5 protein-coding genes are annotated in these 12,935 nt (G+C 61.0%); all 5 read right to left on the bottom strand.

Translation table 11 applies throughout. The features are described 5' to 3' along the window. Positions 1 to 123 precede the first annotated feature (123 nt). The 5 genes from QEN71_RS35555 to QEN71_RS35535 all read right to left on the bottom strand — a co-directional run bounded on the left by QEN71_RS35555 (position 124) and on the right by QEN71_RS35535 (position 12,934). On the bottom strand, positions 124 to 843 hold the full coding sequence (locus QEN71_RS35555) for a winged helix-turn-helix domain-containing protein (protein ID WP_201651775.1): 720 nt from the start codon (positions 841 to 843) through the stop codon (positions 124 to 126). Positions 844 to 1,339: 496 nt separating this feature from the next. After that, the gene (locus QEN71_RS35550; protein ID WP_201651777.1) at positions 1,340 to 1,816 is read right to left on the bottom strand and encodes a VOC family protein; all 477 of its coding nucleotides are present in this window, start codon (positions 1,814 to 1,816) and stop codon (positions 1,340 to 1,342) included. Positions 1,817 to 2,389: 573 nt separating this feature from the next. Next, positions 2,390 to 8,281 (bottom strand): DEAD/DEAH box helicase, encoded by a 5,892-nt coding sequence (locus QEN71_RS35545; RefSeq protein ID WP_201651779.1) that lies wholly within the window; start codon positions 8,279 to 8,281, stop codon positions 2,390 to 2,392. 26 nt (positions 8,282 to 8,307) lie between these two features. Then, positions 8,308 to 10,380 carry a hypothetical protein gene (locus tag QEN71_RS35540; RefSeq protein ID WP_201651781.1) on the bottom strand — a complete coding sequence of 691 codons (2,073 nt, stop codon included), beginning with the start codon at positions 10,378 to 10,380 and terminating at the stop codon, positions 8,308 to 8,310. 10 nt (positions 10,381 to 10,390) lie between these two features. Next, positions 10,391 to 12,934 (bottom strand): hypothetical protein, encoded by a 2,544-nt coding sequence (locus QEN71_RS35535; RefSeq protein WP_201651783.1) that lies wholly within the window; start codon positions 12,932 to 12,934, stop codon positions 10,391 to 10,393. Position 12,935 lies beyond the last annotated feature (1 nt).

Genomic DNA, 12,935 nt, shown 5'->3' with positions numbered 1-12,935 from the left:
AGGATTCTCTGGCGAGACGGGCGCCAGTTCCCGTCGAGAGCGACGATCGCAGATGCGGGAAAGCGTTGACGGCACGGTTTCCCTACGGTGGCGAATGCGTACCAGAGACGTTCGCGTAGAGCGTCACCCTGGGATGAACACATAGCCAACGCCTCGCACCGTCTGGATGTAGTGTGAGGCTGACGGGTCAGCAGACAGCACGCGACGCAGCCGCCAGATCGGGACATCGACGCTCCTCTCGAGCACCGACGTGCCTGCGCCATGTAAAAGCGCCAGGATCTTGGCACGAGGCAGTTCCTGTCTCGGATAGCGCGCGAAGACCTCAAGCAGCGAAAACTCACGCTCCTTCATCTCGACGGGCTCGCCGTTGAGGAAAAGGGTCCGCGATGTCAGGTCGAGCCTGAACGCGCCGAACGACACGGTGCGATGGGGCGTGCCTGTGACTGTCGGGAGTGCCTCCGCACGCGGCGAGACGCGCCGAATGACGGCGCGGATTCTTGCCAGCAGTTCCTGTGGGAAAAATGGCTTACCCAGACAGTCGTCGGCACCCATTTCGAAAGCCACGATGCGCTCGTTTGCGTCGGCGCGTGCGTTCAGCACGATCACCGGCATGTATTCGTGCCCGGCGCGCAACTGCGCGAGCAAGGCGAGACCATCGGGGCGTCGCAACGATACATCGAGCACAACGATCGATGGCCGAACCTCTTCGAGTAACCAGTCGAGACGCGGTGCCTCGTGCGCGATCGATACCGTCACCCCGCTATTCGTGAAGAAGACGCGAAGACCTGCGCAAAGATCCCGGTTCCCATCCAGGATCAGTACGTGAAGTGCGTTGCTGTTCATATGAGTTCATCCATCACTGTGCCGGCCACGAACGGGCTCAATGCGCATCGCCCCAATGCCCCAATGTCTGCGGTTGCATGACGCGTCCGGGATCGTTCCCGTTGCACCGCTGACGGACCGGCAATACCGGGTTAAACGGCAGCGACATGTGATCGGGTTGGGCAAGCGATAGCAAGGCGCTGACTCGCGTGAGTCAGCAGGCCGACTCGCTGAAGTCAACGAGCGTATCGGGGCGGCGTGGAAGTTTTCTTGAGGAACCGCGCAAGGCTATTGGAGGATGCGGCGACGGTTACACCGCGAAGAACATTGGCAGCGAGTTTCAGGCGTGTAGCAGCGAAACAGGCGTACGACCGTACAAAGGGACCGCCCGTTTGCTCAATTCCGTTTTGTGTACACGGCGCGTGAACAATGGAGAAGAATGAACATCTGGAGATCAGATGGCGGGCGAGCGACACGGACGAAGAAGATGTATCAGGTACCCGTGAGGCTTCTCATCTCATTGCGTATGTCCGTTGGCTTTCGCGCGCGAGGCCTGCAGTCCCAGTTCCTGGGCGAGCCCGATGAGAATTCCCTCGGGACCCCGGATGTAGCAGAGCCGATACGTGTCTGCGTATTGCACCACGTCGCCAACGAGGGTCGCGCCGTGTCTGCCGAGGCGGGCGAGCGTATCGTCGATGTCCTCGACAGTGAACATGACACGCAGGTACCCGAGCGCGTTCACCGGGGCGTTACGATGATCGGCGACCACGGGTGGCGCGAGAAACCGGGAGATCTCGAGCCGGCTATGACCGTCCGGCGTACGCATCATGGCAATCTCGACGCGCATGCCGCGCAAGCCAGTGACGCCATCTGCCCAGTCTCCTTCGATTGGGGCGCGTCCCTCAAGCTCAAGGCCAAGGTCGGTGAAGAACTCAATGGCGGCATCAATGTCGGCTACTACGATGCCGACGTTGTCCATACGCTTGACCGTCACGATGTCTCCTTTACCAGCGCGGCGGCCTCCTGGAGCATGCTCCCAATTGACCACCTATTGCCGCTCCCAGCGCGGCGGAAGGCCCACACTTCCAGTTGCTGCACCTAATGCAGCGCCAATAGCTATCGGGATTGCGAGACATCTCCCGATTTATTTCCCTTTATGCACGCACAGTTTTGACCACGCTAACACAAACAGGATGATTCGGTTGATCGATGGCATCGTGATGTCCAGCGCAGAGTCGAAACCTCCGACGACCCTGCGTCGCCGGACGCCCCCGCCTCATGCTAGACCGGTGCTGAACAAACGCCATCCTTCCGAACGAGCTACGCGGGCGAACAGGGGTATCGCAGGTTCGCTGCAGATCGCGCTTCTGCGTGCGAGATATCCGCGTGGGCAATCCATATTGATCCAGACATCGCTGGCGCGGCGCTCCCTGACTCGCTGAAGACGAAACGCCTTTTTATGCGAACCACCGGCCGGCCGCCGCGACTGCCCGAGCCGGCCGCCCACCCGCTGACATGACCGTGTTCGCCGCCACACACCGTGACGGCGATTGTCGGTCCATTCGGCTCAATCGCTGCGGCTTGCCGCGGACTGCAGATCGGCCAGTTTGCGAAGAGGGCGGCGCTCAAGGTTGAAGGTGTCAACGTACTGGGTTTCGGCCCGCCAGTCAGAGCCCAGCAACCTCCTTGTAACGTCGTCCGTATCGAGCCAGAGCGGATGAAGAACTACAACGCGACCTGTAATCGCTCCGTTCACCGTTCGGATAACAAGCGACGGCAACCCTGATTCTGGAAGACGCTCGTACGACAGTGTGCCGCGCCGCATTTCCGCTACCTCCTGGGTCAGCTCATGCGCCCGTTCCAGCCACCCGCTTATCTCGGGCAGATGCAGGTCGCGCCCGTCAAGCCCGCAACTGTAGCCAGGTGACGCCATGGCGCGCAGATAGGACAAACCGAGCCGCCAGTCCAGCAGTCCGTGGTACCTGCGATTGCCATAACGCTGAATGCAGCGATAGCAGGATGTCTGACACTGCCGCGCATGATCGCCATCCGAATCAGTTCCGAGAAAGTCCTGGAGCGGCCACGTGTGTGTGTCGGCGAGAATCGAATGAATGATGTCAATGATCCGGGGCGAGCCGGATGCCCTTTCTGTCTCGCCAAGCCTTCTGCACAGACCGGAACCATTGATCAGCGCATCGGCGATCTGAAGCATTGGCTTGCCAGCCCTGAGTCGCGGCTCCAGCGCCTCAAACTCGTCCGGGGAAACATCCAGTTCGAGGGCCGCCTTGTGGACAAGAATCTGGGTGGCGCTGATAGCGGCGGCGCGAGTCGGCAAGTGGGAATACTGACCACGACGGGCAACGCTACGCAGGGAGAGGCGCGAGTCGAATTCGTCAAGCTGAAGGTACAGCGCCTCGGTCTTTTTGCGGGCTATCAATCCAAAGCGTTGACCGAAGCCCTGAGGCGACCAGCGTGAGCCACGCTGGCTCTCACGTATCGCAGAATCGATGGCCTGCGTTCCATCGATCTTCGCATACCCGGACGTTAGCGGAACAGGCACCGCACGTTCTTCCACCAGATCCACCGAGAACTGCTCGCCTTCGCCGTCGTCCCCGGAGACTCCGTCGTTCAGTTGCATGATGGTGACATCCGCTCCCCGCCGGACGGTTACCTGTCCGCACCTGGGCCCATCGCCTTCCCGCAACACGGTAGCGACCGTTCTTGTCGCCATTCGACCCGTCTCCTCCGAATCGCTCCTCGGGTGAAAATCCGTGCGGAACGCAGCGGGCGTCACATACCGCCTGAACACGTCCGCTGCAATGGTCCCGTGACAGTCGTCGCAGGTGCGTGGTTCGACGGGCGCCTGTTCTTCATGCCTTGCCGATCCGCAGTGAGGACAAAGCGCAACATACGTCGTTGACTCGATCCACCCTGACACGGCGCGCAGTTCGACCTCTTTTCCTCTCCGAAGAGGCTCGGCGAGGTCTCCCGTAAAGCCAATGACCTTGTGTCTCTGCTTGTCCTTTACGAGGACTGCACCCGGTGCGAACTCGAATACCGCCAGGTCAAGGTCGCGATCCATCGTCGACCATTGATAGTCTGTCGATGACTTTTCCTCTTCCGCCCTCAGCCCCAGATACAGTTCCCGAACCCGCGTCGCCATCCCGTACATGGGAAGGATCCCCGCTTCGGCCAGGAAGCGGGCAAGTCCGATGCTGACTTGGGGCGCCTGGGAGCGCAGTCCGTTGATCTCGCCAACGAGATTCCCGACGGTCGCTTCACTCAGCAAGCGCTGTCTCTGGTCAGTGCTGAACGTCGCGGCGTTGACAAAGCTGTCGCGAACTTCCGTGGAGCGCTCCAGCGCAGCACGCAGGCGTTCTGGCCAGTTTGCATCTGCGTCATCGTAGTAATCCCTTGTCGTCACATATTCGCCGTGCACGTCAGGCGGCACGAGACGATCGCCGGGAAACTCCCTGCCGCTGGCCGCGCACTCCCGTCTGAGCAGTGCGAACGCTTGCCTCAGCCATGCCTTCTTTAGCAGTCTGAGCGGTATCGGATCATGGCTGACGGCGAGGAATGGCGGTGGCGGCGGGTCACCCGTAATTGCCTTCGGGTGCGCAAAATAGTACGCGTCGTGACTGCGACCGCGACAAAACGTGACGACGAACGAAAATGCCTGTCCGCGGCGCCCAGCGCGGCCGACACGCTGCTGGTAGTTGAACCGTTGGGGCGGCATGTTCGCCTGATACACGCTTTGCAAGGCCCCAATGTCAATCCCGACCTCCATCGTCGTTGTGACAGAGAGCATGTCGATTTCTGACGCGAGCTTCTGGATTTCGCTTTCGCCGTCGACGAAGATCCCCTTGAAGCGCCGCAACCTCTCCGGGAAATCGTCGGTTTGTCCCGTGAGCTCTTCAACACGCAGCCTGAACCGGTTGACGCCCTGCTGCTCGCCGCGCAGTATCCGCAACCCCAGAAAGTTCTCCTGCCACAAGTCGCTGACCACGCCTGAGGGCGCGGTGTCGAGCGGCAAGGCGCAGCGCGTGCAGAGGTTGACCCCGAGATGGAGATGTACCCGCTTGCAGTTTGCGCAGCGCCAGTAGTGATCCGTCTCCTTGGCCAGCCTGAGGTACAGACCGCCTATCTCAAACATGCCGCTCTTGTGCCCGCGGCTTGCAAACCTGTCGAGCACGCCAGTCAGACCATCAATGTAGTTGGCTTCGCCGAACACGCTTTTCGCGAAACGCACGGTTCGCCGGTTCGAGACGGAATCGCCAGTGACCCACTCAGTCATCCGCTCGTCGGCATAGCGATTGTTGCGTATCCGGTATGCGCTCGCAAAAACCCGAAGCCATGCATCGAGCCTGTCGTCCTCCTGCCCCGGTTTGTCAGATATTGACGGGTAAGCGAGCCCCGTTTCTTCGAGCGCAAAAAAGGTGTTTGCGAAGATGACGTCATCAATGAGCTCATACTGCCTGTCGAGTATCCGTCCGTTGAGTTCGTCCTTTGCGGCCTGAGCAAGGGTCGAGCGATATCGCACCTTGCCGGAGTCTGCTTCGAACAGGCGATACCACGGCTCTCCCTTGAAAGGTGTGCGCCCTGCCTCATCGAATGGGTGTATGCCCATTCGCACCAGCTCGCTAACAATAGCGCCCGTGGAGCCGTCCGAGGCCGCATACTGAAGGAGCTGGTCCAGTTTCACGCATCTGCCGCCATCGACGGGCCTGGCCTTCCCTTGCATGGCGGCGTATTGCGTTATCAACTGGTTGCGCCTGTCGACGTTTTCGTCGTTGTCGGGAATCTGACCCAAACGCGCGAAGAATTCCTCCTGCGTCATCCACTGGTCAGACGCTGCCTGAGCTGCCTGTCTGGCCGCAGTCACAAGCACCTCACGACGCAGATCGCGCAGATGCAACCGCTCGATCTCAAGCGCCTGATTGGCCGCGTCCTGCCGGCTGTCCGAAAAGACGATTCCCTTGGGCTCAGCGCCGATAGCGTGCAGCAGCTCAAAAAGCTCCGTCGCAACAAGCTGGGACGCCTTCGTCACGCCAGTGCGGAACGCGCGGATGGGGGATCGGGAGCGATTTGTGGACGGACGGTTTGAATAGTCGGTGCCGCATTTGGGGCAGCAGAAGGGTTGCGCCGACGGTCGTCCGGTGATCTTTCCTTTGGGGCCCGTGACGGCGGCTTCTTTCTGGTAATAAAGATAACCTCCGATCTTGCCGTCGGGAACATCGCCATGAGGATCGACTCGCACAACGCCCGTATCGACGTCAAGATACGCTGGCTCCCAATGGTCGTAGTCACGCTCAGGAAGCGAACATTGCTCCCGACGAGGCCAGAAGACAGCGAAATCTTCGAGCGTCATCGAGTCGTAGTATTCCGCGCTGGCGCGCTCAGGGAGGTTTTCCAGATCGGCAGATGAAGGAAGGAGCTCCGTTGCCGAACTGGAGCCAAGTTTCTGCCCCCTCTGCCCTCCGAGGAAGAGGTCTCCGCAGGCTTCGCAATACAAAAGCTCGAAGAGTCGCGCGCCACGTCGCACGCCCTTCGCTGGCCTCGCGTGCGAAATCCCCCGTTCGACTGTCAGCCCCGAGAAGCCTAGCGACCCATCGGTCAGTCCGGGTGCGCCAAAAAGCCCCTCGATATTGCGCACAAACGTGTGCACGCGGAATGACGGTGTTTCAACAGCGAGACTGACTTCCGATCTCCGGCTTTCAGGAAGCGCTCGCGTAAGCATCAGTCCACGCAATGCCAGATCAGCCAGATCAGCGTCTGCGGCCGTCGGGACAAACACCCGGGACGAGATTTCGGACGCTACCGTTGCCCGGATTCCTTCTGGACCGGTACACCCGTATGCCAGCAGCGCAGCTGCCGCCTGAGCGACGTGTTGTATGAGTTCTCCCTCCGCCACGGCATGCGGAACGGAAAGCTCCTTCGCCACTTCTGACAGCGCTGGGAGTAGCTGCCCGGATGCGCCGATACGTGCGACGAACCCCTGATCATCCGCGAACGCGCATTGCATGAGCTTCGCGAAGGGTTCCGGTGATACCGGTCCCGCAGTCCACACCGGCATGAAGGGCTCGCCTTTGACAACGCACTCACGCCAGAACGTGGCGTCCGTCGTGCCAAGGTCATCTTTGCCCGCGCTGGTGCCGAACGGCGCGAACAGATCGCGCAGATACGCCATCGATTGCTCGCCCTGCGTCCCCTCCATCGGCAGCGAGGCGGACGACGCGAGGATTCGCAACTTGTGCCGGAGTCCCGGCTGGTCGAGCCCGAGCCGTTGTATCAGCGTTTTGACCAGAAAGGCCACTTCCGTGCCGGACGAGCCACGGACCAGGTGCAGTTCATCAAAGATCAGGTAGAAATAGGCGTCTTCGCAAGACCGTAACCAGTCCTTCGTCTTTTCGAAGATGGGATCCTCCACTTCCCGCGACAACATCGCGCCGAGCATGGACGCGTTCGTCACCAGGATATCGGGAGGCGTTTTCTGCATGTCCCAACGCGACGACATTTCGCCTCCGTCGACGGAGGGGAAAATGTAGCGGGTTTCGTCGGGCCCCTCCTCCCCTGGCTTTCTGGCTTCCTTCGCGATGCGATCGTGCTGTCGGGCGGCCTGCTGGTTCTTTTCGATTCGCCTCATTGCGGCGCGCAACTCGCGAAGTCGCCTTGCGCGGCGCTCCTTCTCCTGCTTGTCACCGGCGAGTCGAGGGTGCGTTTCGTATCCCGTGACGGGTGTGGCGCTTGTGTACTGGCCGAAGAAAATCCGGTTTCCCGCGAAGCGCTCATCCATCACTTCGTGCGCTTCGGGAGAGTCAAGCGTTCTGCGCAGACGGACCATCTGGTCTTCCACCAGCGCATTCATCGGGTAGAGAACCAGCGCACGCATCGCATGTGGCCGGGTTTCGCCCGTGCGGCGCGACTGCCATTTCCCGGCTTTTTCGGTCCACCAGTCCGCCTGCAGGTAACCTTGTGCAGGCGCTTTCCACTTCACTGCTTCGTCGGCCAGCGCGGCGAGCAGCGGGAGCATGAAACTCTCGGTTTTTCCCGAGCCGGTTCCGGATGTGACAATGCCAGGTTTCCCTGGGCGGATGCCTCTGCCCAGCATCGCAACCTGATGGGTGTACGGGGCGTATGATGATTTTCTACGTATCGGCCCGTCCGCCGGCTCGCCCCTGAACAGGCCGCTCAGGGCGAGTTCAGCAAATGCGATCTTTCCCTGCGCGGACAACGGACCAAGTTCATCGCCATCTTCGGCGGCCAGTTGCTCAAGCCGCTTCGGGCTGGACGTATAGCGGAAGACGGGTTCAATCAGTGGCTCGGTCGCAAAGACGTTCACAGTTTGCAACAGACGCCGCCGTGTTTCAGCGACCACCGGATCCGCGATCCGGAAACTGGTCTCCACGTACGATACGAAAAAGTCCTTGATGCGATTAAAGCCGCCGATAGGATCAAGCATTGTCAGCCCCCAGAATTCGCAATTATTTATTGTTCAGTCGTTGAGAAAAGGTCAGCCAGGCCTTCTACGCCAGCATGTTTGCTGTCGCCGCAAACGATGATGGCTTCTGCCGCTGTGCGGGCAGCGCCCAATGCGCGTATCACATCGAGTTTTGCAACGAAGCTGCCCGTGACATATGCGCCCTGGCTCAGGTCGGAGGGAGGCTCATCCGGCGCGAACTGCATCCGCGCGCTTTTCGAGATGCCCTGGGTTGCGATTGCCGATGCGCCTTTAGTAATCGCGAGGCTGACGTCAATCACGACACCGCTGCTCCTGATGACGTGGGCCTCCTCCGCGTCTGTGTCTGCGACCGTTGCACAAACAAACAGCCGCCGCGGGAAGCCGCCCCGACGGATCCCGTCCTTCAATGCGGGATACCAGAAGCGTGCGCCAGACCGTTCGGCGTTTTCTATTACCGTCAGCATGGAGCAATCGCCCGTCCGTGTGAGATCGAACGCCTGCGCCATTGGCGTTGGGGCAGCCGTTCCGGGACGCGACCAGAGGTCCTCATATGTGATGAGGGTTGGGTCGGCGAAAATCCGCGCCGACTCCCCTCCGGAAAGGAGCGCTTCGGCGACCATCAGGAACGCGTCTCGCCCCTGTCCTGTCAACACGGGAACCTCGCCTGCAAGACACAGCGCCACGACCTGCAGCATGAGCGTCTTGCCATGGTCGGTGAGCAGCGGACAGGTTGCGAGCGACTTGCGCAGGTCCGAGGCTCGCCCTTCACGCGCATCAGGCGCGCGCAAGGACGGCTGATTGGGGCTACGGTCTCCGGAGGACGGCCTTTCGAGCGCGCCGGCGGCGAGCAACAGCCGGTCGACATTGGCCTTTGCTTCGTTCTCGCGAGTCTTTAGCACTTCGATCCGCGTGCGAAGATCCGCCATGGAGGCGTCGAGATCGCGCGCTTCGGCATGAAGCCTGTCCCGGGCGCTTTGCAGATTCTGGACTTCCTCTTTCAGTTGCGCCTGACGTCCTCGAAACTCATCATGCAACGCCTGCTCCCTGGCGGCGCGGCTGTTTGCGATCTCGACCGTGAGCGCTTCCTCGTTGCGCCGCATCTCTGCTTCTAGGAAAGCGCGTTTATCCGCTTCCCAGGCCTTGAGCGTTTGTTCAAGCGCGTTCATGCGCTCTTGACGCTGCTGTTCGACATCGCTCGCCAGTTCGGCCTCGGTCCGGGCCCGGATGGTCTTCCGCTCCTGTTCCGCCATTGAGGCGATCTGCGCATCCAGCAGATTCGCGAAACGCGGAAGCGACTGGAAAATCTTCGTGAAGGAGCGAAGCAGTTCACGATCGCCAGAGAGACGATCGGCCAGTTCGCCGCTGCGCATCATGTCGAAGACGGCCGCCGTGTCCGCAACGTCGAACGTCAGCGCGCCTCGCGTCGCGTCCGCATGGTCCCGAAGCCAGTCAATGACCACATCAGTCCGCTTGTCGCCCTGACGCGACAAGGCCCGGGCCCAGCGGTTAAGGAACGCCTCCTCAGTGGACCAGTCGACTGTTTGCTTCGGAGTGGTGTCAGCGGGAAGGTCATAAAGCCCTGAGCCCAGTGGATCCGAAACGGGCATGACAGCGTCTGGATCGAATGCGTAGACTGTCACCTTCTGGTTCGGGCTAGCGAAGAGCCTGCCACCATTCCAGCGTGTCAGGTCAACCCTCACGGCTTCAGTCTGCGAGATCTGGACCATCCACGCGCCGGGCGATCCGGTTGACGACAGGCCCTCGACGGTTAGCAGGCGGCGCAGGTCATCCAGGGTGTTCGACGGCGCTTGCGTGAAATGATGCAGCGGACGATGCTTCGACGCCTGCCACTGGTTTCGCCCTTTTGGCGCGGGAGAGGTGATCCGGAATGCAACCCAGTCGCCGACGCGCAGCGCTGGCTTTCCGCGTTGTCGAACCTCGACTTCCCCCGACTTCGGAAAGAGTTTCGTCGCATTCTCAACCGGTGACCAGCCCAGGTCGCCCTTTATGGACGTCACGGCGACGTGCGCCACGATATCGTTATGCCGCACGCAGTGGCCGGCATACCAAAGATTACCTTCATTGAAACCGGTGCTCATCCTGATCCCCTTACCCGCAGAGCGTCCCGTTCCGCCATTGCATGCGGACGCGTCCACCGGACCGACGCGCGATCGAAAGTCGATCGACCCTATCGGTCGTTTTTTTTGTCAGTTCACCTATGCAGCCAGGCAAGAGCCTGTGCAACAAGACCCTATCCTCGTGGCCAACCGGATATACGTAGGCGCCGTCGATCAGCCCCGGCGAACGGAGATGTCGACGCCTTAGCCATTCGGCGAGCGCGTCTGGAAGCCCACCCTCGCCCGCCAGTCTGACCAGCAGAGCGTCGCGCGCCTCGAACAACGGAAGCTTCATCATCGAATGAGCGGCGACAATCGCGGAGGTTCGCGAAAGATAGTGCGCTGTGCGTCCACGACACTCGACCTTGTACAGATCGTGATCGCGTCCACCGCCGTGAACGAGCCGGGTGAGCTTCACCGCTCCGGATGACGTCGCATTGCGTGTGAAGCGGCTTGAGTTCCAGTCCCAGGATGATGCTGGCGAATGCATCTCGCCAAGATGCGGTGTCTGTTCCAGCTCGAGAACGCCTGACGGCGCGCAGGCGTTGTTGATGACCGGCCAGTGCAGCCGTTCGGCGACGGCGGCGGCTGAAGCGACGACGGCGCCGTAGACCGGCGGCGACCACGCGCCTACGCCGTTTCGACGGAACACGGCGCCGCCAAGCGACTCGACAGCGATCCTGAAGTCGTCGATCAGACGCACGCAGACAGCGCCTTCAACGACAGCCAGTTGCTGCTCGCCATGCCGCATGCAGAGAATCTGCGGCGCCCTCAGCGTCCACACTCTTCCCCTCCAGCCGCTTCGCAAGCGTGGCTCAATCAGGCCGCTGTCATGAAGAACGCGCATCAGCGTCCAGGGCGTCGCGTCGATGGTCGCACGCGAGACCAGCCGCACGAGTTCGCTCTCGTCCCATCCGGAAGAACCATCGGCATAGAGCGCTTCGATGAGGCTATCGATCCGCGGATCTCCCTGCTCCCACGAGATATCCTCGTCCCGGACGAATCCCACGGCGGCGGAGGAGCGCGTATCTGCCCGCCAGTCGACCAGACGCCGCAGGTTGTCGCTTGCCGATGCTTGCATGCTGCGTGGCATCGCGTCCCTGACGAACGACACGCGGATGCGCCAGTGCGAACGGTCTTCACTCGTGGTACGCGCTGGTTCAATCAGAAACGGGCCCTCGACGGGCGTCTGGCAAACCAGCTGTCCGGGCGTGTTTGCGTCGACCCCGATCAGGCCGCTGCGCTCTGACAGCGCACGGATCGTGAAGTCCGATGTGTCAGCATCGATTTCTGGCAAGAATCCGGGGCGGCCCAGCCAGGCGCCATTGACGCGTATTCCATGACGGACGGCCGCACGAAAGATGTGATCGTCAGTGCCCGGGACAAGTCGGGTACCTTTAATGAGCGCTTCAATCCTGTCGGGGGCCTGGGGCGCTTCAGTGAAGAACCACGAGCCGCCGCGCAAAAGTGATCCGAGTCGCGGACCGATGCTCGTGACCAGTTTTTTTTCGAAGGCGACGTGAATCCTGACGGCGTTGCGCCTCAGTCGGCTTTCCGCTCTCCAGCGACCGGCGCCACACTGATAGAAAAACACGATGCCCTGGCCAGGTACGCTGGCCAGGTTCACGCTGTCCCTCACGGTCTCGTCCCGAAGCGCAGTATCGAGCGTGGGGTGAACGCGGTTCGGTTGTATCGTCGACTCGCCAACGATAAACGTGCGATCGCCGTCCTCGTCGAAAACCATGTCGAGATGCGCCAGCGTTTTGATCTTCGTTCCCGCGTTTGCGGCAACGCGCGTCAGCAGACTCCAGAATGGGTGATCCGCGATTGCACGCTTTCGCGAGAGATATGCTTTTGAGAAGTCGCCAAAGGCGGTTCTGAGGCCCCATGAGGTCTGCGGGTCCGCCTCAATGGGTCTGAACAGGGTGATAAGCCTGGATGGGTCATCCAGTGCGGCCGGATTGCGCGACACGAAGCGTTCGAGCAAACGCACGTCGGGCTTGCCTGGGAAGGACAGGCGTCGAGTGTATCCGATATGCGTCCACGTTGACGGTATCGCGGGAAGCACCAGTCGACGGAATGGCTCTCCCGCGCTGATGCGGGCGTCAAGCCAGACCACAAGGTCGCGCCACATGTGTGCGACACCCTGCAGTTGCTGGAAGGTGCCGTCGACGGCGAGCCATTTTGCAAGCTTGGCGCGATATGCGCCGTCTGACTGTCCGGAGTCAAGCAGACCGTCGATATACAGCGTTGCGACGAGATATGTAAAGAGATTGGGGCGCGCCCGCGTCGTTAGCAACGGCGAGCCGTGCTTCAAGGCGTCGAGGAAGAAATTATTTTGCAACAGCGCATTTCTGAGCTGCTCGACGACGGCCTTCTCGTTGCCAAGAGGCGCACCACACGCTTGCGCGAGCGTCCGGTCCGTTATTTCGAAGCTCCGGATTGTACTGGCGTCGCCCTCGGGCCCGATACGTAGGAAGTGGGCGACCAGCCGGTCTTCCCAATCTTCGAACGTCTTAGGCGGCACCCAGTTCATG

The organism is Paraburkholderia sabiae (assembly GCF_030412785.1).
GTDB classification, from domain to species: domain Bacteria; phylum Pseudomonadota; class Gammaproteobacteria; order Burkholderiales; family Burkholderiaceae; genus Paraburkholderia; species Paraburkholderia sabiae.
This window is presented reverse-complemented; position numbering and strand designations above follow the sequence as displayed.

What these genes read in the sequence shown, in the direction of transcription:
- QEN71_RS35535 (WP_201651783.1), bottom strand. Translation starts at nt 12,934, where the DNA reads ATGAACTGGGTGCCGCCTAAGACGTTCGAAGATTGGGAAGACCGGCTG.
- QEN71_RS35545 (WP_201651779.1), bottom strand. Translation starts at nt 8,281, where the DNA reads ATGCTTGATCCTATCGGCGGCTTTAATCGCATCAAGGACTTTTTCGTA.
- QEN71_RS35540 (WP_201651781.1), bottom strand. Translation starts at nt 10,380, where the DNA reads ATGAGCACCGGTTTCAATGAAGGTAATCTTTGGTATGCCGGCCACTGC.
- QEN71_RS35555 (WP_201651775.1), bottom strand. Translation starts at nt 843, where the DNA reads ATGAACAGCAACGCACTTCACGTACTGATCCTGGATGGGAACCGGGAT.